Annotated in this window: 18 protein-coding genes, 1 tRNA gene and 1 pseudogene; 19 read left to right on the forward strand and 1 reads right to left on the reverse strand. The window is 30.1% G+C overall.

From position 1 onward, the window contains the following. Positions 1 to 11 precede the first annotated feature (11 nt). The 15 genes and pseudogenes from BLA55_RS00790 to BLA55_RS00860 all read left to right on the forward strand — a co-directional run bounded on the left by BLA55_RS00790 (position 12) and on the right by BLA55_RS00860 (position 17,830). Positions 12 to 1,175, forward strand: a complete 1,164-nt coding sequence (locus tag BLA55_RS00790; RefSeq protein WP_073372227.1) for an ABC transporter permease — start codon at positions 12 to 14, stop codon at positions 1,173 to 1,175. A 1-nt stretch (position 1,176) separates the two neighbouring features. Next, positions 1,177 to 2,523 (forward strand): ABC transporter permease, encoded by a 1,347-nt coding sequence (locus BLA55_RS00795; RefSeq protein WP_073372228.1) that lies wholly within the window; start codon positions 1,177 to 1,179, stop codon positions 2,521 to 2,523. An 11-nt stretch (positions 2,524 to 2,534) separates the two neighbouring features. Further along, positions 2,535 to 3,587 (forward strand): ABC transporter ATP-binding protein, encoded by a 1,053-nt coding sequence (locus tag BLA55_RS00800; RefSeq protein ID WP_084107619.1) that lies wholly within the window; start codon positions 2,535 to 2,537, stop codon positions 3,585 to 3,587. Next, on the forward strand, positions 3,580 to 5,955 hold the full coding sequence (locus BLA55_RS00805; RefSeq protein WP_073372230.1) for an ATP-binding cassette domain-containing protein: 2,376 nt from the start codon (positions 3,580 to 3,582) through the stop codon (positions 5,953 to 5,955). Before BLA55_RS00800 ends, BLA55_RS00805 begins: the two co-directional genes overlap by 8 nt. Positions 5,956 to 5,972: 17 nt before the next feature. Then, a complete protein-coding gene (locus tag BLA55_RS00810) occupies positions 5,973 to 6,446 on the forward strand; it encodes a hypothetical protein (protein ID WP_157089897.1) in 474 nt (157 codons plus the stop codon). A gap of 30 nt (positions 6,447 to 6,476) precedes the next feature. Further along, the gene (locus tag BLA55_RS00815) at positions 6,477 to 8,183 is read left to right on the forward strand and encodes a V-type ATP synthase subunit I (RefSeq protein WP_073372232.1); all 1,707 of its coding nucleotides are present in this window, start codon (positions 6,477 to 6,479) and stop codon (positions 8,181 to 8,183) included. Positions 8,184 to 8,324: 141 nt separating this feature from the next. After that, positions 8,325 to 8,398: transfer RNA gene (locus BLA55_RS00820), tRNA-Gly, on the forward strand. 91 nt (positions 8,399 to 8,489) lie between these two features. Then, entirely contained in the window at positions 8,490 to 9,131 is a 642-nt protein-coding gene (gene ruvA, locus BLA55_RS00825; RefSeq protein WP_073372233.1) for a Holliday junction branch migration protein RuvA, read from the forward strand. Then, on the forward strand, positions 9,109 to 10,071 hold the full coding sequence (ruvB, locus tag BLA55_RS00830) for a Holliday junction branch migration DNA helicase RuvB (RefSeq protein ID WP_073372234.1): 963 nt from the start codon (positions 9,109 to 9,111) through the stop codon (positions 10,069 to 10,071). Before ruvA ends, ruvB begins: the two co-directional genes overlap by 23 nt. A 32-nt stretch (positions 10,072 to 10,103) precedes the next feature. After that, complete coding sequence (secDF, locus tag BLA55_RS00835) at positions 10,104 to 12,698, forward strand: protein translocase subunit SecDF (protein ID WP_073372235.1); 2,595 nt, start codon at positions 10,104 to 10,106, stop codon at positions 12,696 to 12,698. Positions 12,699 to 12,770: 72 nt separating this feature from the next. Beyond that, a complete protein-coding gene (gene nagA / locus BLA55_RS00840) occupies positions 12,771 to 13,868 on the forward strand; it encodes an N-acetylglucosamine-6-phosphate deacetylase (RefSeq protein WP_073372236.1) in 1,098 nt (365 codons plus the stop codon). Then, complete coding sequence (nagB, locus tag BLA55_RS00845) at positions 13,868 to 14,590, forward strand: glucosamine-6-phosphate deaminase (protein WP_073372237.1); 723 nt, start codon at positions 13,868 to 13,870, stop codon at positions 14,588 to 14,590. Before nagA ends, nagB begins: the two co-directional genes overlap by 1 nt. Positions 14,591 to 14,685: 95 nt before the next feature. Beyond that, positions 14,686 to 15,681 carry a tryptophan--tRNA ligase gene (trpS, locus tag BLA55_RS00850; protein ID WP_073372238.1) on the forward strand — a complete coding sequence of 332 codons (996 nt, stop codon included), beginning with the start codon at positions 14,686 to 14,688 and terminating at the stop codon, positions 15,679 to 15,681. A gap of 20 nt (positions 15,682 to 15,701) precedes the next feature. Next, a pseudogene (thrS, locus tag BLA55_RS04560) lies at positions 15,702 to 17,445 on the forward strand (threonine--tRNA ligase). Continuing rightward, complete coding sequence (locus BLA55_RS00860) at positions 17,438 to 17,830, forward strand: MAG3450 family membrane protein (RefSeq protein ID WP_073372239.1); 393 nt, start codon at positions 17,438 to 17,440, stop codon at positions 17,828 to 17,830. The pseudogene thrS and the gene BLA55_RS00860 overlap by 8 nt, the downstream one beginning before the upstream one ends. A gap of 95 nt (positions 17,831 to 17,925) precedes the next feature. On the opposite strand, the gene BLA55_RS00865 is transcribed toward BLA55_RS00860, so the two are convergent. Further along, positions 17,926 to 18,252 carry a hypothetical protein gene (locus BLA55_RS00865; RefSeq protein WP_073372759.1) on the reverse strand — a complete coding sequence of 109 codons (327 nt, stop codon included), beginning with the start codon at positions 18,250 to 18,252 and terminating at the stop codon, positions 17,926 to 17,928. A 54-nt stretch (positions 18,253 to 18,306) separates the two neighbouring features. Here BLA55_RS00865 and plsY point away from each other — a divergent pair, with 54 nt between their 5' ends. The 4 genes from plsY (at position 18,307) to fusA (ending at position 22,229) form a co-directional block, all read left to right on the forward strand. Next, the gene (gene plsY / locus BLA55_RS00870) at positions 18,307 to 18,984 is read left to right on the forward strand and encodes a glycerol-3-phosphate 1-O-acyltransferase PlsY (RefSeq protein ID WP_073372240.1); all 678 of its coding nucleotides are present in this window, start codon (positions 18,307 to 18,309) and stop codon (positions 18,982 to 18,984) included. Positions 18,985 to 19,166: 182 nt separating this feature from the next. Further along, positions 19,167 to 19,580 (forward strand): 30S ribosomal protein S12, encoded by a 414-nt coding sequence (gene rpsL, locus BLA55_RS00875; RefSeq protein WP_073372241.1) that lies wholly within the window; start codon positions 19,167 to 19,169, stop codon positions 19,578 to 19,580. 58 nt (positions 19,581 to 19,638) lie between these two features. Further along, on the forward strand, positions 19,639 to 20,109 hold the full coding sequence (gene rpsG, locus BLA55_RS00880) for a 30S ribosomal protein S7 (RefSeq protein ID WP_073372242.1): 471 nt from the start codon (positions 19,639 to 19,641) through the stop codon (positions 20,107 to 20,109). Positions 20,110 to 20,138: 29 nt separating this feature from the next. Beyond that, positions 20,139 to 22,229, forward strand: coding sequence for an elongation factor G (fusA, locus tag BLA55_RS00885; protein WP_073372243.1), 2,091 nt, complete (start codon positions 20,139 to 20,141; stop codon positions 22,227 to 22,229). The last annotated feature ends 219 nt before the right edge of the window (positions 22,230 to 22,448 follow it).

Consider the following 22,448-nt stretch of genomic DNA (forward strand, 5'->3'; position numbering starts at 1 on the left):
TAAGGAAACAAATGACAAAATATATATTTCAAAGAGTTTGTTTCGCTTTACTGACACTTTTTGTAATTATAGTTGTTGTTTATATAATGACAGCTCAGTTTACCGAAAATCCATTCGCTAAAGAAGCGATGAATCTTGGTGACAAGCAATCAGGTGGAGGTAAAATCGATAACGAACGGGGTTATCAGCTGTTTCGACAGTCGGTAACTGCTCACCTAACACCAAATGTTAATTATGCTGATCACGCGAAAGATTGATTTAGCTTGCGTGTTAACATTTTTGTAAGACTTGCATATTGATTTAAAGATGTGTTTAATAAAGAAACACCTTTTGGATTACCTTACAATACTACAATTCTTTCATCGGTGGATGTTAAGACAATTCCACAATTCTTCTTTAAATATCTTAAATACTCAATTATTATTACATTACCATCATTTATTTTCAGTGCATTTCTTGGTATTATTCTTGGAATTGTTGCTGGTTATAAACGAGGTTCATTATTCGATGCTTTCATTAACGCATTCTCTTTATTATTTATCGCATTACCATCATTTGTCATTGCTCCATTTATCATTTCATTATTCTTAAAGCTAGGTATTTCACCTAAATTTATGAATCCTGATGATGATGGTAATGTTATGGTTTTTGGATGATGAGCAATTATTAAATCATGATTACCACCTATTTTAATTCTTGTTTTAGGTAGTTTATCAGGATATATTACATTCGTTAGAAACCAAGTTATTACAGTTTTAACTTCAAACTACGTTTTGATTGCAAAAACCAAAGGACTCGGGACAGTCGAAATTTTCTTGAAGTACGTTTTAAGAAACATTTCAATTCCTCTAGCAACAGCCTTAATTCCATCATACATCGGTCTTCTAACTGGTGGGGTTGTTATTGAAAGTTATTGAGAAATTCCAGGGACATCAAAAGTATTAGCTTCATCATTCCCTAATGGTGAAGTTAACTTAATTATGTTCAACACGGTATTCTTTACCTTCTTAGGTCTAATGACAACTATTTTAGTCGATGTTGTATATACAATTTTAGATCCAAGAATTAAATACTCAAGCTCATCAGGAACAAACTGATGACAAATTTACAAATCTTACTCAATTAGAGAAAAAACATTTAAACAATTAACAGTTTCACAAGGAGGTCAAGCATAAAATGAGTTCAAATGATTTTAATTCAAAGTACGGACTGAGTTCTGTATTAATTGAAGAAAGCTTAGTTTTTCAAGATGCTAGTAAACAGAAAAATTTCAATAACATTGCTGGACAACCTAAAAAAATTGGAATTGAAATTTTAAAAAGATTTTTCTCAAACTGAGTATATATAACTAGTGCAATTGTTTTCTTGCTAGTTTTAATTATTTCTATAGTTGTAAAATCCACTGCAGTTTTTTCACCTACAAAAGCTGTTTATAATGATGTCTTTTTCAAAGGTGTATCGATAACTTTTGACGCAAACAACAAAGTATTAGAAGTTGTTGAAAATCCAGAATTAGGTCTAATTCAAGGTCCTAACGCGGTAAGCGGATTACCATCAGTATTTCATTCTTGAAGTACTGAACAATATACTCCAACAGAATTTAATAGTTTAAAACAAACTTGAATGAATAATTGAGGTGGATATCTCTTTAAAGAATTCGTTGAAGGTAATTATAAAATAAATCCAAAAAGTGGTACAGTTTCATATAACACATACGCACTTTACAAAGCACACGCTTTAGCGGTTATTTTAACTAAATCTGGTGTGGACACTAATATTAGTGCGAGCGAAATGCCTAAAATCGTGGATAAAATTATTCAATTAAATTCTAATTTAGATCTAAAAACTTACTTTGGTACAACCAGAGCTGGTGTGGACATTTGAACAAGTTCATGAATTGGAACATGAAACGCTATTAGATTAGCCTTAATTGTTGCTACTTTACAAACAATTATTGGTGTAGCAATTGGATCATACTTAGGTTTCCACGTTGGGACACTTATTGATACAATCATCATGCGTCTAATTGATATTTTTGTTTCACCTCCATCATTGATTTGATTATTAATTTTCGCTTCATTATTTGGGACAAGTGACTTAGCACTAGGAATCTCGCTTGTCTTCATTGGTTGAACAGGGTCAGTTGGCGGTGCCAGAATGTTCATCATTACAGTTAAAGATGAAGAATATATTACTGCTAGCCGTTCGCTAGGAAGTAGTAAACTCAGATTGATTTACTCACACGCTTTACCAGCAATCGCAGGTAAAATTGCAACAGGATATGTTTCACGTATTCCATCAATTATTCTTTCAGTTTCATCACTTGCTTTCCTTGGTTTCTTTAAATCAAATAGTGCAAACTTAGGAGCTATCTTAAATGATGCAGCTGGGGAAGATTTATCAAATAATCTTTGAGCTGTTATGTTACCTGCTCTAATCCTATTATCTATTTCAATATCATTACACTTTGTCGCTTTAGGAGTGCACGATGCATTAGATCCTAAAGTTATGAAAGCTAAATAAGGAGTTTGACAATGAAAAAAGAAATAATTTTAAAAGTTAAAAATCTTAAAGTTAGCTTTAAATTAAAAAGAAACAAATTTATCAATATTGTACGTGGAATAGATTTAAACATTGAAAAAGGACAAATTGTTGGACTGGTTGGAGAATCCGGTTCAGGTAAAAGTGTTACAAGCAAATCGTTGTTAAATGTTAACGAGCGTTCATTCATGAGTGCTGATATTATGGAAATTGATGGAATTGACTTAACTAGTTATAAAAGAGAATCACAATGACAAAAAATTCGTGGTCAAAAAATTGGTTATATTCCCCAAGATCCACTTACATCATTAAATCCAACTCGTAAAATCGGAAAACAATTAATCGACGCCTTAAATAAAAACGAAGACTGAAAAGATAAAAAATACGAGGAAAAAAGAGAGTATTTAGTTGGTTTACTTACTCGTTTTGGAATTAGAAATGCCGAATTAATTTTCGACATGTATCCACATACATTAAGTGGTGGTATGAAACAACGTGTTGTTATTACAATGGTTGTTGCTCTTAAACCGGACTTAATTATTGCGGATGAACCTACAACCGCACTTGATCCAACTGTTCAAGCATCGGTTTTGGCCTTATTTGAAGAAATTCGTCAAAACATGAATATTTCGATTATCTTAATTAGTCACAACATTAGTGTTGTTGCTAAATTCTGTGACTATATTTATGTTATGTATGCCGGAAAAATTGTTGAACGTGGTACTAGAAAAGATATTTTCTCTTCACCAGCTCATCCATATACATGAGCATTGATTTCTGCTATTCCGGAGAAAAAAGAAGATCGTTTATATTCAATTCAAGGTACACCACCTGACATGGCGAATTTACCATTAGGTGATCCATTTGCACCTAGAAATGATTATGCATTAGAAATTGACTTTATTAAAGAACCACCACTTATTGAAATTAGTGAAACACACGCAGCAGCAACATGATTATTACATCCTGATGCACCAAAAGTAAAATTATCTGATGAATTACGTGCAAGATTAAAATTATTTGGAAAGGTATTTAAAGATGAGTAAAAAAATATTATTAGAAATTGAAAATCTAAAAAAATACTTTGTTAATCGTTCACAAGTTAATAAAGCTGTTGATGGTGTTAGTTTCAAAGTTCACGAAGGCGAAATTGTCGGATTAATCGGAGAATCAGGTTCAGGTAAAACAACAGTTGGACGTAGTTTATTAAGACTATACGATGACTTTAATGGTTTTGTTACATTAGATGGACAAATCATTTCAGGAAAAAGAATTTCACGTGCTCGTAATAAACAAATGCGTCGTAACATTCAAATGATTTTCCAGGATCCACATGCTTCACTTAACGGTCAAAAGACAATTTTCTCAATTTTAAAAGAACCATTACAAGTTAATGGAATCTTAAAAGATGAAATGCGTGACTTAAATCGTGATTGAAAAATTATTCGTGAAAACTTTTATTACACATTCTTAGAAAATTCGAAAAAAATCGAGTTAAATCGTTTAGTTGAATCGAATAAAAAAATCAAAAAATTGCATAAATCATGAGCTAAAAAATTCGAAAAAGTTGAGTTTTCAAATGCTAAAAGTTTAGATGATAATTTTAATGAATTTTTCTCATACTTAAATGATAAGGGTACATTAAATTCTGACTTAATTTCTTTAATTTATAAAAGTAATACCGAGTTATTAGAACTTTATCATTCAAAACAAAAAGACTTTAGAAATAAAGAAGTGGATTTTGATGAAAAAGATTTAGTTAAAGCTCAAGACGAGTTTGAACAAGCTCAAAAATTGACCAAACACTCAAAAGAATACTGAGAAGTTTTAGCTCAAAAAAATGAGTTAGTTGAGCAAATTAATACTCTTAAAGATACTAAAGCTGAAATTGCAAGTATTTCAAAAAATGTCTTTAATAATATTATTGAAGAAGTAAAAAATGAATATAAATTACAAAGAAATAATGCACTTTATTCAACTAATTTAGACTTTTACTTTCACTCTTTAAAACTTAAATTTATTGCTAAAGCAAAATTGAATTTCTTTAGAAGTAATAAAGCAAAATTAAAATATGTCTCATTTGATGATGCAAAAGAAATAGTTAAACAAATTGATTTATATAGTAAAGATATTTATTCACAAATGGATTCGTTTGATTTAACTAAAAAAGAATCAATTAAATTAATTAAAGAATTTTGTCAAAACTCATTCAAATATGATGCTCAAGAGTTTTTTGCAATTTCAGAACAACAATTAAGTAACTTAAATGGTCAAATCGATTCATTAAATCAATCACTAACTCAAAAACAAGAAACATTAAATAAAATTAAAACAAATAAGGATTTAAACTTACAGGATCTTGAACCTTATTCACAAAAATTAGCAAAAGCTACACAAGTTCACGAAGAAGAGTTGAATAAATATGTTGAAAGTGTGACAACACGGATTGCTAATTTAGATCAAGAAATTGTGCAAGCAAATAAAGAACATGATGAATTAATGATTTTGGTTAAACAAAACGATGAAAAATTAAACGAATTACACAAAAAATTCGTCGTATGATACAATGAAAGCATTTTAAAACCTTTAGAAGAACAAAATAAACAACAAAACGATAAAAATATTAAAACTAAATTAAAACAAGCAAAAGTTGATTTAAAAGTATTAGAAAGTAACGTTGAAGAAAGATTAGAAATTATTAGTTCTTTCAAAGCGGAAAGAAAATACTTATTAAAAGATCAAAGCAACATCTACAGACTTTTAGGATTAGATAAGTTTTACCATATTGTTAAAAACAAGAAAGTCCAAAAAGTACTTAATTACGCATTAGATTTTGTTTATTTATACTTAATCAAAGGTTTATTTATTAAAAATAAAATTTATAAAGCTTTAGAAGATGTTGGATTACTAAAACAATTTGCTTATCGTTATCCACATGAATTTAGTGGTGGACAACGTCAAAGAATTGTTATTGCTAGAGCATTAATTACTAATCCAAAATTGATTGTAGCTGACGAACCGATTGCTTCGCTTGATATTTCAATTCAAGCTCAAATTGTTAACTTATTAAAAGACTTGTGTCAACAAAAAAATATCGGTATGATTTTCATCGCTCATGACTTAAGTATGATTGAATATGTTGCTGACCGTGTTGAAATTATGCACTTAGGTAAAATTGTTGAAAATGGTGTAACTGAAAAAATTTATGATAAACCAGTGCATCCATATACAATTAATTTATTTAAGGCAATTCCAAAAATTTCAAACGCAAATGAAAAATTTGAAAATGTATCGTTTGAGTTATCATACTTAGCAGAACAAAAATTCCCGAATGTTCCAAAAGTTTTTGAAGTCGAAAAAGATCACTTTATTTACGGAACTGAAGAACAATTTAAGAAATGAACTAGCAAATAATTCATTTCGGAGTAAAAATGAGAGTAATAAAAGATTATTTAGTAATTAATTGAAGGAGAATGTGAAAATACAAATACACTTATTTTTATTTAGTGTTTTCACTGCTAGGTTTTGTAGTTCTATTTTCTTCAAGTTTCTTTGTTTATAAAAGAGTTGCAGCTGACTCATTAAATTTTGCAGCTGCGGTTTCTTTCTTATTGATAGTTTTAGTTTTCTTACTCAAGAAATTATTTATCGACAATATGATGCAAAGACGCTCAAATAATAGAGAGGTACGTGAGAAATATCGTCGTGAAAGGTTATTTCAAAAATATACACCTGAAGAAAAGAGCGCTTATTTACGTTTAGAAGAAAAAAATCGAGCTAAAATCCAAGCTGCTCGCGAAAAGGAAATGTTAAACAAAACCAATTTTATGCCATACTTACTATTGATTTTTTATGGTATCATTTTTATAGTAACTATAATAATTGTAATTATAACCAATGTATAAAACATTGGTTTTTTACATAAAGAAGGACAAATGAATAAAATATTAAAAAGATTTTTATTAAGTGCAGGATTGATTAGTTCAAGCTCATTTGCAATTTTTTCTGCAGCTTGTACAAAGACTAATACAGAAACACCTAAGGATAAAGAAGCAGATAAACCAAAAGAACCTGTTGTAGAAACACTTAAAGAATTTAAAGTGACATCACTTGAACAATTAAGAGAAGTTATTTCAAAAATCGATTTAAACAATAAAGACCAATTTGAAATTAAAATGGTAAATATTGAAGAAAAAGTTGAAGATAAATATGATCCTTTATTTGCAAAATTACAAGATTGAGACCGAAATCAAATTGATTTAATTATAAGAAACAGTAAAATATTTAAAGAATTAGATGTAATTGATCTTTTTGATAGATTTAATAAGTTTTGAAATGAAATATTAAATAATGTAATAGCGAAAGTTAAAGAAAAAATTAAAGCTGAAAACGCAGAATTAGAGAAAAAACTTGCTTCTTTAACAAATGTACCTGATGAAGGTGAAAAACCAAGTTCAAATGCTGAAAAACCAAATAAAGAACAAATTGAACAACAAATTGAAAGAAATAATGCGAATTTAGAATCTTTAGAAAAAGAAATTGAACCAAAAATTTTAGAAACACAAAAAAATGTAAATGACGATAAAGCGAAAGCAGAATCTTCACAAGATCATAATAAATTAGAAATATTAGATACTATATTAGCATATGCAAACAATCCGATTTTCAATGTAGTTCCTCAACTTATTAGAATAGTTGAATCTGAAATCGATTTTACTATCTTTGAAGAGGTTTCTAAACTTAAAAGAGAAACAGAGATTTTTGTTTCTCTTAATAAAGAAAGTGATTTTGTTTCAAGATCTGAATTTGCAAAACAATTAGATTATTATGATTCAATTTCAGGAACAGATTCTTTAAAAGAATTATCTTCAAATATTAAAAAACTCTCTTTTGATGAATTTGTGGAGAAATTTTCAAATCAAAGTGATGAAAGCTTACCAAAATTTGTACTTAATTTTATGCGTTTCTTCATTTTGGTTAATAGTCAAAACGGAGTAGTTTATTCAGACTATGCTCATCACGATATAGTTTCAGATTTAAAATTTAATTTCCCTGCAGATGGAACTGGATATTCAAACATTTCTAATTTATTTACTATTTATACTTTAAATGAGTCAAATAAATTAAATTCTGTCTTTGGAGATAAATTAGTCTCAAGAGATGATTTAAACTTACCAGTGATTCCAAATGCAGATAATGCAGAAAACTCAAACAACACAAATTCTAACTCAGAAGTTACAGCATCTACAGAGTCTAATTCTAATTCAGAATCAGAAACTACAGGTGAAAATACTACAAATGAATCAAATTCAAGCTCTTCTGAAAATGAAAACAATACTCCAGAAGAAAAAGAATGAACAGCAATTGTCTCGCCAATAAAATTGAGCGATATTCTTAATATTAATAATTTAGAAAATTCAGTAATTTTAAAGGTTCCGCTTTTCTCAGGTCAACAAATTTACAAATATTGACTTTTTGTTAAAAATGTTAAATGATTAAAGACTGATGACGGACAAAAAGTGAAATTAGAACTAGAACTTGGTTTAGCTCCTTTTTTAAATTTAGAGATAAATCCTAAAGAGGCTGCTGCAGGATTGTATTCAGGAATGAACGCTTTCATAAAAATAAACTTTAACGAATAATAATTTTTAGCAATATTTACAAAAATATTTTGTATTTTTATTAATTACTCTATAATATTCTTGCAAACCAAATTAGAAATAAAAAAATAAAAATTATTTTTTAAAAATTTATTTCTGTGTTATAATTGATTTGCAAGACACGCGAGTGTAGTTTAATGGTAGAACTTCAGCCTTCCAAGCTGACTGTGAGGGTTCGATTCCCTTCACTCGCTCCATTTCAGAAATGACCGAAAATACATTTTGAAAAAAATGTATTTTTTTTATTTTTTTAACATTTTTTCGCTTTATATTAATGAGGAGAAAAAAATGATTTTATATAGACTAGGTGAAATTTTATATAAGAATGGTGCAAATGTAGTTTTTGAATCACAAGGAATTGGTTATAGTATCCAAGTTCCAGATCATGAACGTTTAGAGATCAATCAAAAGTTGAAATTGTATGTTTTCGATGTGATGAATGATTATGTCAAACAGACTTTTGGATTTCGAGAATACTTAGAACGAGCTTTATTTGTTGATTTGATTTCCCTGAGTGGTATTGGAGTTAGAATTGCATTTAATTTGCTGGATAAAGGTTGAAAGGAGACTGCGATCGCCATCGCTCAGGATGATTTAGAATTTTTAACTTCTGCTTCTTATGTACAGGAGAAAAATGCTCGAATCATTGTCGCTAATTTAGGTAGTAAATGAGAAAAAATCTTAAAAACTAAGAACATACTAACCGCACAAGGAAATAATGTTGTGGACAACAAAAATACGGATAAAGCTTCGATTGATAAAGAGATTTATGATGAAGTGTTCTTTTCGCTTAAACGTTTAGGTTTTAAGGATAAAGCAATCTCAGACGCTTTAATCAAGATTGAATCTTATACATCACCAGAAAATTTAATTGAAAAAAGCATTGAATTAATCACAAGAGAAATGCATGCAAAAAGATATTCAGCCTAAAACATTTAGTGATTTTATTGGACAAAATCGCTTAATTACGACCATAAAAGCAATGATTGATAATGCTGAGCGTAAAAATCAATCTTTAGACCATTTATTATTTTATGGTCCACCGGGACTGGGAAAAACAACTTTAGCAAATATCATTGCGAATCAGTTAAATGTTAAGGTTCACCAAATTCAAGCAGGTATTTTAGAGAAAAAATCTGATTTAATCGCACTTTTAACTAATGTAAATGAAAATGACATTATTTTTATTGATGAAATTCATTCTTTAAACAAGACAATAGAAGAAAGTTTATATAGTGCGATGGAATATTTTACTTTTAATATGACCTTTGGTGTTGATGGTAATCAAAAAATTATTAAAATGAAACTTAAAAAGTTTACTTTAATTGGTGCAACTACTAAAATTCACTCATTATCTAAACCGCTCAAAGAACGTTTTGGTTTAATTAGTTTTTTTCAACAATATTCATTTGATGAAATTTGTAAAATCATCACTATTTCAGCTCGCAAGTTGAGCATTGAAATTGATGAAGAAGCAATTAAGTTGATTGCTGAATTTTCACGTTCGACACCGAGAATTGCAAATCATTTACTCAAGCGATGTGATGATTTTAGTGCAAAAATGAATAAAAACTTAATTAGCAAAGAAGTTGTAAATAAAACATTTAAGTTTATTGAGTTGTACCAACACGGTCTAACACGTGAACACTTGGAATATTTGAATCTGTTAAGAGAAAATTTTAATGAAAAATGAGTTTCATTGCAAACTATCACTGCAATTTTATCTACAAGTAAAGATCAATTAATCGAAGATATTGAATCAATTTTATTGCAAGAAAAATATATTGAAAAATCATCGAAAGGACGGAGAATAACATCTTTAGGAATTAATTACCTGATTAAGAATTTTAAGCTTACTAATACCGTTTAAAAAAACGTATTTTATGTTAACATTTATATTATATGAAAGATAAACTTAAAAGTTTGTTGACTTTAACTAATTGAAAGAGATTAATAATATCAGCTATAACATTAATTGCTACAGTTTTAGCAATTGTTTTTGGTAGCGTTTTTTTCGTGTCAAAAAATCCTAATAAATCGATCGAATATGGTGGAGGAATTGAGGTTTTAGTACAGGTTAAAAAGGACAACAAAAGTGCTGATGTAGAACTAACAAATAAAGTTTCAGATTCATTGTATGATCGTCTCAACGCAGGTGGTTTATCAAACGTTAACGTTTCAAGTGAAGGTGATGGTAAAATTCGTGTTACAAAAAGCGGTAATTTAACTGATACACAAAGAAAAGATTTTGAAGAAAAAATTGCACGTAAACCAATCTTAACTGTTACTGACATTGATGTTAAACCATTATTCTACAATGGTCAATTCCAAGAAAACGGAAGTTTAGAAGTTGGTACACCTTCTTCATGAATTCCACCTTTCCAAGAAAACGGAGCAAAATATGGTGGAAATGTTAATGGTCAAAATACAGTTAACTTAACATTAAAAGATTCTGATGCACAAGCAGCTTGAACTAAAGCGACAGAATATATTTCTTCAAAAGCTTCGACTAATCAAAACTACATTTTAATTTGAAGTGATATTGAAGGAGCTTTAGAGCTTGCAAAAACCAAATATCCAGATGATTGAGAAAAAAGTAAACATAATTTATACAACTTCATGCATGTTAATAATGAAGCAATGACTTATACTACTGACTCAAATGGACAAATTAAAGTATTACAAAATACATTGAAAGAATCTGAATTTAATGCTAAAAAATATTTAATTAGTGTCGCAAGAGTTTCGGAACCGCTAAACACAAAAACAGTTTCAATTAGTGGTAGCTTCACTCCTTCGGAAGCAACACAACTTGCAAACGATATTAACTATGGACTTAGTGATTATGATTTGGTTGTACTTTCAAGTGTTTATGTTAACCAATCATTAAATGATTCAGCTTTCCAATCAGCAATGTTAGCGGGATTAGTGGTATTTGTTTTAATTGCTATTTTCATGATTGTAAATTATGGATTACTTGGTGCTCTAAGTACAATTTCAATTGCTTTATACATCTTTTTAACATTATTAATGTTCACAGTTTTAAGAGGGGAATATAGTCCTTCAACAATTGCGGCTTTAATTATTGGTATTGGTATTTCAGTCGACGCAAATATTATTACTTTTGAGCGTCTCAAAAACGAGATTTATGCCGGTGATACAATAAAGAAAGCATATCGGAATGCAAACCGCTTTTCTTTAAGTTCGATTATCGATGCCAATATCACGACTATTATTGTTGCTTTTGCTCTATTTTACTTCGGAACAAAGAGCGTTAAAGGATTTAGTATTTCCTTAATGCTATCAATTATTTTCACTTTACTTGTAATGCTAGTCTTTACTCGTTTCATGTCATCATTAATTGTTGGTAGTGGAATTTTACAAAATAGATTGTGATTACTTGCAGGTGTTCATAAAAAGAATATTAAACGTGACAATTCACAAAAATTCTACATTCGCTTTAACTATATAAAACACGCTAAATGATTCGCTTTATCATCGCTAATTTTAATTATTGTTGGAGTTATCGTTTTTGTTTCGATCGGACTACAAAGTTCAAGTATTTTTGATGGATTAAATCGTTCAATCGAGTTTAAAGGTGGAGTTAGTGTTATTATCAGTGGTAATACTGAAACTCAATCATTAATTTCACAAATAAGAGCTGAACAAATCAAAGAATTTTTAGTTGCAAATGCTCAAAAATGAAATGTTAGTGACATTGAGAATTTAATTACAATTCAAAAAACAGATAATGCAACGAATAATTACGCAGTTTTATTTAAAACAACTCAAGATTTAAGTGATACAATTGCTCAAATTCAAAGTGATATACGTAATCAATTTAGTGATGTAAGTGTAATTAGTTATACCGTTTCAAGTCGTGAAGCTAATGAATTAGTTTTAAATGCATTACTTGCTGTTTCGGTAAGTTTTATCGGTATTATTTTATATACACTTTTAAGAATGAGATGAACCTATTCAATTGCTGCAATTATTGGTTTACTACATGATTTAATTTTAGTTGTTGCATTTATTGTTTTAACCAGATTAGAAGTTTCTTCAATTATTGTTGCTGCAATGCTTTCAATTGTTGGTTTCTCGATTAATGATACAATTGTTACATTCGATCGTATTAAAGAAATTATTACTCATCAATATTCATCGCAAAAAGTTTTATCACGTGATGATATTAAAACAATTGCAAACAAAGCGATTTATTCAACTATTAAACGTAGTTTTTATACAACTTTAACAACTATGATTTCGGTTGTCATCTTATTATTATTTAAAAATGCAACTGATTTCTCATTTAACATTACTATTTTATTTGGTATGGCGGTTGGTGCTTACTCATCAATTTTCATTTGTTCATGAATCTGAACTATTTTAGAAAATATCAGACAAAAAGGTATTAAGCACAGAATTAACACAGGTTATTGAAATGTTAATAATCCTGTTGAACAAACCTTTAAAGGAATTAACGATTTCCAACCATAATTTTTCGAAAAAGAGTATGAATTTTTAATTCATATTTTTTTATTTTTTTTAAAACATTATAAAATTATAAATATGACAATCAAGGACGTTAAAATAATTAATTTTGATAACATCATCGAATGCGCAGATGTGGTGATTAAAGATAAAAAAATTGCACAAATTATTCCGTCAAATAATCAATCTACAAAAATTTTAATTCCAGGTTTTTTCGATACTCACATTCACGGTTTTGTTGGACATGATGTCATGGATAGTGCAGAAGCAGTACAGAAAATTTCTTTAGCTCTTGCAAAAACAGGAGTTACCTCATTTTATCCAACTGCGATGACTAATACTTGGTCAAAAATTATTGAAAGCTTTCAAACAATTTCGAGCACAGAAGTTCAAGGAGCCAAAATTCAAGGTATTCACATTGAAGGTCCATTTTTAAAATTAGAAAAAAAAGGTGCTCACGATCCAAAATTGCTTTTAGATGCTAATCGTGCAAATCTAACAGAATTAATTGAAGCTGGAAATGGTAAATTTAGAAAAATTTCAATCGATCCACTTTGCATCGATCATGATAACATTCAATTTTTAATTCAAAATAATGTTGAAGTTTCGATTGGACACTCAAATGCTGAATTTAAAGTTGCCAATGAAGCTTTTAAATCAGGTGCAACTAATACTTGTCACTTATGAAATGCTATGTCTGGAGTTGACTCAAGAAGACCAGGTATTGCTCAAGCGGCATTAATGAATAATCAAGTTTTTTCTGAATTAATTTGTGATTTTTATCACGTTAATCCAGAAACTGTAAAATTTACAATTCAAAACAAAGGGACTGATAAAGTTGTAATGATTTCGGATGCAATTAAGCCTGCTTATGGAAGTGATGGTTTAAGTGTATCAGGTGGAATTCCGGTTGAAAAACACGGGATTGCGATAACCTTAGCTGGGACAAACACAATTGCAGGTAGCGGAATTTCACTTTATGATTCCTTTAAAAACTTAATTAAGATCGGATATACAATTCAAGAAGCGGTTCAAATGTGTTCATATAATCCTGCAGTCGCTTCAAAAGTTGAACAGATCGGTTATATTAAAGAAAATTATTACGCAGACTTTGTTTTATTAGATCAAAATTTAAATATTGAACATGTTTATGTCAATGGAAAGGAAATACAATAATGAATTTAAAAGTTGTTAAAAATTATGATGAGATGTCAAAAATCGGAGCAGAGATTTTTGCAAACGAAATTAACCAAAAAAATAAAATCAACATTTGTTTCGCTACCGGAAGCACACCTGTTGGAATGTATTCAGAATTAATCAAAATGTACCAAAAAAATGAAGTATCATTTAAAAATGTGACTTCATTTAATTTAGACGAGTATGTTGGACTAGATGTTACTAATAAATGTTCATACCATTATTTTATGGACCAAAATTTATTTAACTATATTGATATTAATCGTGCAAACATTAATTTTCCAGATGGAAATGGTGATTTAGCAAAAAACGCAAGTGATTATGAAAAAACAATTAAAGAAAAAGGTGGAATTGACTTAATGGTTCTTGGGATTGGTGTAAATGCACACATCGCATTTAACGAACCTGGTTCACAAATCAATGATCGTACCAGAGAAGTAGAATTAACAGCAAGTACAATTAATTCAAATAAAATTTACTTTGACAATGAAAACGATGTACCAAAAACCGCCATCTCGATGGGGATTGGGACAATTTTAGAAGCTAAAAAGATTATTTTATTAGCTTCAGGAATTTCAAAAGCAGAAGCAATTTTAAACACAATCAAGGGACCGATTACTCCTGATGTACCTGCTTCATTTTTACAAACACATCCAGATGTGACTTTAATTATTGATGAAGCTGCAGCAAGTAAATTATAAAAATCCTTAGTGGATTTTTATTTTTGTTAGTTTTAATATAAAAAATATTAAAATATTTTTAATTAAATCTTGATTTAGTTTTAAAGAAGGATAATATGAAAAAAAGATTAATAAGCGGAATTAAACCGACTGGGGATTTAACACTAGGAAATTACCTAGGTGCTATTAAAAATTTCATCAAAATGCAGCGTGAGTACGAAACATATGTTTTTGTTGCTGATTTACACGCGTTGACCACTGGGGACAATAAACCAGAAGAATTATTAAAACGTCGTAAAGAAATTGTTGCAATTTATTTAGCTTGTGGACTAGACCCAAAAGTTACCACAATTTTTTATCAATCTGACGTTTTAGAACATGGAATGATGCAATGATTATTAAGTAACGAGACTGCACTTGGTGAACTTGAACGTATGACTCAGTTCAAAGACAAAGCACAAAAAGCGATTAAACAAGCTAATGGTACTGAAAAAATTCCTACTGGATTGTTAATGTATCCCACACTGATGGCTGGGGACATTTTACTTTATAATGTGGACTGCGTCCCTGTTGGGGAAGATCAAATTCAACATTTAGAATTAACTCGGACTATAGCAGCAAGAATGAATAAAAAATATAATTTTGACTTCAAAATACCAAAAGCGGTATTGCCACAAGTAGGTGCAAAAATCAAATCTTTAAGTAATCCAGAAGTAAAAATGTCTAAAAGTGAACTTTCACAAAAAGGGACAATTTACTTACTTGAAGATCCTGAAAGTGCATACAAAAAAATTATGAAATCTGTGACTGATTCAGAAAATAAGGTTTACATTTCTGATGAAAAGCCAGGTGTATTAAATTTATTAACCATTTATGCTGCAATTAAAGATATTTCTTTAGAAGAAGCTGAAAGAATTTTTGCTTCTGCTAACTATAAAGATTTTAAACATGAAGTTGCAACTGTAGTTAAAGAAGAATTGATTAAAATTCAGACCAAATATAATGAAGCATTAACTCAAATTGAGCAAGTCTCAAAAGAAGGTGCAATTAAAGCTCAAGAAGTTGCAAAAGACATACTTGATAGATTAATGCGTAATATGGGGTTTAAATAATAAAAAAAGGAAACTTAAAAATGAAAGCAAATAAATTATTAAATCATACAACAAGTCACCTTTTAGGAGCTGCTGTTGAGAAGTTATATCCAAATGTAAAACTAGGTTTTGGTCCTGCGACTGATGAAGGTTTTTATTATGATTTTGAATTCGAAACACCTTTAAGTGATACAGAATTAAACAAAATTGAAAAAATGATGAAAAAACTCGCATCACGTAATTTAGTTATGAAAAGTGTCGATGAATCACATTATTCATTTGAAAATAAACCTTATAAAAAAGAGTTATATGATGAATTAAAAGCAAAAGGAGCTGAAATTACATTTTATGCTCTTGTAGATCCATTAAACAATGAAGAAGTTTTTGTGGATTTATGTGCAGGTGGACACGTTGAAGATACTAAAAAAATTAAACATTTTAAATTGTTAAACTTAGCTGGTGCATACTGAAGAGGTAATTCAGACAATATTCAATTAACACGTATCTATGGTACTAGTTGAGAAACTGCGGATGAATTAAATGAATATTTAGAAATTTTAAAAGATCGTAAAGAACGTGATCACCGTAAAATCGGAAAAGAAATGAAATTGTTCGCGTTTAACCAATTATCTGGTCAAGGTTTTCCGATTTGACTTGAGGATGGTATGTACATTCACAATGAAATTCGTAACTTAGTGTTAAAAATGGACCGTAAATACGGATTTACAGAGGTTTTAACACCGCATTTTGGGGGAAGAAACACTTTATAAAATCTCGGGACACTTAGAACACTATAAAGATGATATGTTCAAACCTTTATTAGTTGAAAAAGAACGCTTAATTCCACGTCCAATGACTTGTCCACATCACATTATTTGTTACAACATGGAAAAAAGAAGTTACCGTGATCTACCAATTAGATATAGTGAACAATCACAACTTTATCGTTATGAAAAATCTGGTGCTCTTACTGGTCTTGAACGTGTTCGTGCAATGTTATTAACAGAGGGACACTTATTCTTAAGAAAAGATCAAATTAAAGATGAATTTAAATTAATGTATCAATTAATTAAAGAAACTTTAGAGATTTTTAAAATTAAAATTAGCTACATTTCACTTAGTTTACGTGATAAAGAAGATAAAGAAAAATACTATGACAATGATGAAATGTGAAACAGTGCCGAAGCTCAATTAAGAGATGTTTTAAACGAATTAAACGTGGAATATGAAGAAAAAATTGGTGAAGCTGCATTCTATGGACCTAAAATGGACATTCAAATTTACACCTCTTTAGGACACGAAGTCACAGTTTCAACTTTACAATTAGACTTCTTATTACCTGAACGTTTTGATATTACTTTCACAAATAAAGATAATGAAGAAGAAAGACCTGTTATGTTACACCGTGGTTTAATCGGAACATATGAAAGATTTGTCGCGACATTATTAGAACAAACTAAAGGTAATTTACCATTCTGATTAGCCCCAAAACAAATTACTGTTTTACCAGTTAATGAAAAAACTAATTTAGAATACGCAAAAGAAATTAATGATATGTTATTCAATTTAAACTTCAGAAGTAAATTGGATGACCGTGAAGAAAGAATTAGTAAAAAAATGCGTGAAGCTCAAATGAGTAAAAGTAAATTTATCCTAATTTTAGGAGATAATGAACAAAATAATCGTACAATTTCATACCGTAAATATGGTGAACAAGCAACAGAAACTGTTTCAATTGACGAATTTATATTATTATTAACAAAATTAAGAATGAATTATGAATAATAAAAATAAATCAATAATTAATGTAATTTTTATAATTATTTTTTGTGTTGCCCCAGCGATTGCTCTTTGATTACTTGGTCTGGGACAATCTGCAATATTAAGTTATAAGTGATTAGTTGTTTCTTTGACGATTTGATTACTTGTGACTACAATACTATGATTTGTGTTTTTAAAGCTTAATTGAATTAGTGATAAAAAACCAATTCCTGCTTTACCACTAGTCTATTCGTTTTTTACCATTTTAATTACTTATCCGCTAAATATTTATTTGCGTTTCGCAATAGTGATAATTGTTGTAATTTCGTCAACGGTTACATCATTGTGAATATCAAACTTGATTTTTGATTCAAAACTTGAATCTCAAAACACAAAGAATTTATATTAAATTTGGCTATAAAAATGACGAATAGTACTAATTTAAAGTATTATTCGTCATTTTATTAGTTGATTTTAAGTTCAAATTATACATTAGCTGTAAAATTATTTTTTAACTTTCAAACTTCATTTTGGTTCGCGTTCGATAGTAAATTGAGCAATTAATTTATCTAGTTCTTGTTCGCTTAAAGTTTCACCACGTTTGACTAAATTGTATAAATAACCGGCATAATTTTGATAATCAAATTTTGGTTTTGGTTGAACCTCGGTATACATTAGTGTTCCACCGTTGCTCAAGTATTCCACAACTTCGACATTGGTATCTTTAAACAATTCTTTTAATTGACTCTTTAAAAATGAAACTTCTTTTTGAGCTTCAATGATGTTTTCAGCTAAAATTTTTGCTTTTTCTAAATCTACGATTTTATCCATAACAAAATTATAAACGTAAAGCAACATTATAAAAATTTTTAGTAAAATGTATTTATGAATATTTTATATGGATTTTTAGTCAATTTTGCAATTATAATTTTCGGTTATTTAGTAGGTTCTGTTAACACCAGTATCATAATGTCTAATCGTTATAAAAATGATGATATTCGAAATCATAATTCTAAAAATGCAGGAGCGACTAATTCTTTACGTACTTACGGTAAAAAATTTGCTTTTATTGTTTTGATCATTGATATTTTAAAAACTTATTTAGTTGTTTTAATTGTACGTTATGCAATTGTGTACACAATTAAAGCTCCTTTTATTGGCAGCGTTGTCCCAACATTGGCCGGTTTAGCGTGTGTAATCGGACATATGTATCCTCTCTTTTTCGGACTCAAAGGTGGTAAAGGAGTTGCCTGCTCGGTGGGACTCTTTTTATCAATTAATGTTGCACTATATCCAATTGCTGCATTTTTCTTCTTTGGTTTAATTTTTTGAAAAAAATACGTTTCACTCGCAAGTATTGCAACTGCAATCTTAATTGTCCCTTTCTGTTTTATTCCCTGATTTATCGAGGGACCATTAGGATTTTTAAATAATCCTACCAACCACTGATTTGTCCCTGGGATAGTCATGTCACTGTCATCGGCTTTAGTCGTATACTCACACCGTAGTAATATTAAAAGACTCCTAAGTGGTACGGAATCAAAAATAATTAAGAAAAAATAATTAAAACATATTCAGAAATGGATATGTTTTTTATTTTATAAATTGACGAAAAGCACTATAAAATAGATATGAAAAAAACTAAAAAAATATGATACACACGGATAAGTTGTTATATAATATTTATGCTATTTGTAAGAATAGTATTTAGGTATATAAATTTAAAAAAGAAAGGATTAAGGAAAATGCCTACAACAAACCAATTAGTTACTAATGGTCGTAGTTCAAAAATTAAGAAGCAAAATGCACCTGCTCTTAACATTAGCTACAACTCATTAATTAAAAAAGCTAAAAAAATGGCTTCTCCATTTAAACGTGGAGTATGTACTCGTGTTGCTACAATGACACCTAAAAAACCTAACTCAGCTTTACGTAAATATGCTCGTGTTAAATTATCAAACGGAATGGAAGTTACTGCTTATATTCCTGGTGAAGGACACAACCTTCAAGAACACTCTGTTGTTTTAATCCGTGGAGGTCGTGTTAAAGACTTACCTGGGGTTAGATACCACATCGTTCGTGGAACACAAGACGCTGCCGGAGTTAACAAACGTGCTCAAGGTCGTAGTTTATATGGTGCTAAAAAACCTAAAGCTTAATAGTATTTAATAATTATTATTTTTATCAATTCAATCAAAATTAAGAAAGGAGACATTTATGTCAAGAAAGAAAAGTGCACCAATTAGAGAAGTGCTTGCAGATCCAGTATTCAACTCAGTTTTAGTTACAAAATTAGTTAATACAATTATGCTTGATGGTAAAAAATCTATTGCTCAAGATATTTTATATTCAGCATTTGAAATCGTAAAACAAAAAACAGAAAAAGAACCTATGGAAGTATTCTTACAAGCTGTTGAAAATATTACACCTCAATTAGAAATTAGAACAAGAAGAATCGGAGGGACAAACTACCAAGTTCCTACTGAAGTTTCTCCTCGTAGAAAACAAACTTTATCACTTAGATGATTAGTTCAATACGCACGTTTAAGAAATGAAAAAACAATGGACGTTCGTTTAGCTAATGAAATCATTGACGCATCAAACAAAACAGGTGGAGCTATCAAAAAACGTGAAGATACACACAAAATGGCTGAAGCTAACCGTGCATTTGCACACTTTAGATGATAATCTATTACAAATAATTTAGGAAAAAGAAAATGGCTAGAGATTATGATTTAAAAGATTACCGTAATATCGGTATTATGGCTCACATTGATGCAGGTAAAACAACTACTACAGAAAGAATTTTATTCCACACCGGAAAAATTCACAAAATTGGTGAAACACACGACGGAGCTAGTCAAATGGACTGAATGGCTCAAGAGCAAGAACGTGGAATCACTATTACTTCAGCTGCTACAACAGCTTTCTGAAAAGGAAAAAGAATTAACATCATCGATACACCAGGACACGTTGACTTTACTGTTGAGGTTGAACGTTCACTTCGTGTATTAGACGGTGCTGTTGCTGTGCTTGATGCTCAATCAGGTGTTGAACCTCAAACAGAAACAGTTTGAAGACAAGCAACAAACTACCACGTACCTAGAATTGTGTACGTTAACAAAATGGATAAAGCAGGGGCAGATTTTGCTAAATCAGTTGAATCTGTTAAAACACGTTTAGGTGGAAATGCTGTTGCTATCCAATGACCAATTGGACAAGAATCTGATTTTGAAGGATTAGTAGACTTAGTTGAAAGAAAAGCTTACACATACGATGGTCAAGCTGAAGAAAAAGAATATGAAGTTGAAATTCCTGCTGACTTAAAAGAAATCGTTGAATTAAAACGTCAAGAATTAGTTGAAGCAGTTGCTAACTTTGATGAAGAAATTATGATGGAAGTTTTAGAAGGGACTGACATTGAACCTGCTAGACTTAAAGAAGCAGTTCGTAAAGCTACTTTAACATCAGAATTCTTCCCAGTAGTTTGTGGAACTTCATTCAAAAACAAAGGTGTTAAGAAAATGATTGACGCCGTTGTTGATTACTTACCTTCTCCATTAGACATTCCAGCTATTAAAGCTGAATTAGATGGACAAGAACTTGACGTTGAAGCTACAGATGACGGTGACTTTGCAGCTTTAGCTTTCAAAGTTATGACAGATCCATTCGTTGGTACATTAACATTCTTCCGTGTGTACCGTGGAGTTTTAAACAAAGGAAGTTATGTATTTAACTCAACTAAAGGTGAAAAAGAACGTATCGGACGTATTCTTCAAATGCACGCAAACAACCGTGTGGAAATTGATGAATGTCGTGCCGGGGATATTGCTGCAGCTGTTGGTCTTAAATCAACCACAACTGGGGACACATTAATTTCTGAAAAATCACCAAAATTAATTTTAGAAAAAATGGTATTCCCTGAACCAGTTATCTCACAAGCTTTAGAACCTGAATCAAAAGCAGCGACTGAAAAATTATCATTAGGACTTCAAAAATTAGCTGCTGAGGATCCTACTTTTAGAACCTATACAGACGAAGAAACCGGACAAACCATTATTGCCGGGATGGGGGAATTACACCTTGACATTATCGTTGACCGTCTAAAACGTGAATTTGGTGTACAAGCTAAAGTTGGTGCTCCTCAAGTTTCATACCGTGAAACAATTACTAAATCAGCAGATGTTGAAGGAAAACACATCAAACAATCTGGTGGTAAAGGACAATATGGTCACGTATGAATTAAATTCGAACCAAACCCAGATGGTGGATTTGAATTCGTTGACAAAATCGTTGGTGGTAAAATTCCTAAAGAATACATCAAACCTATTCAAAAAGGACTTGAAGAAAAAATGGCTGCTGGTATTTTAGCAGGATATCCAATGATTGACGTTAAAGCTACTTTATTTGATGGATCATACCATGATGTCGATTCATCTGAAATGGCTTACAAAATTGCTGCTTCTAAAGCTCTTACAAAAGCTAAAGATGCTATTGGTACAGTTCTTTTAGAACCTATCATGGACGTAGCAGTTGTTGTTCCTAGCGATTACATCGGGGATGTTATCGGTGACTTGTCACGTCGTCGTGGTCTTGTTAATGACCAAGAACAAAGAAATGACGGTGCAACAATCGTTCGTGCTGCTGTTCCTCTTTCAGAAATGTTCGGTTACTCAACAGATTTACGTAGTATGACAAGTGGTCGTGGTACATATCAAATGCAATTTGATCACTACGAAAAAACACCTAAAAACATTGCTGACGAAATCATCAAGAGAAGAAACATTCAAAATAAAGACGAAGAATAATAATCAAAAAACTCAGTTATATCAACTGAGTTTTTTTAATTTTCATTTTATAGGTTATACATTCAATGTCGCTAACCTTTCCCAGTTAGTAGTATTAAATTTTCATCTTGTGGAAAGGACAAAATGCTTTATACTAGGAACTGGGAACAGTAAGTGACTAAAGGCCAAATAAGGTGATTATAAAAACGACGAATATTACCATGATGCAGTATTATTCGT

It is taken from the genome of Mycoplasmopsis pullorum (assembly GCF_001900245.1).
GTDB classification, from domain to species: domain Bacteria; phylum Bacillota_I; class Bacilli_A; order Mycoplasmatales; family Metamycoplasmataceae; genus Mycoplasmopsis; species Mycoplasmopsis pullorum.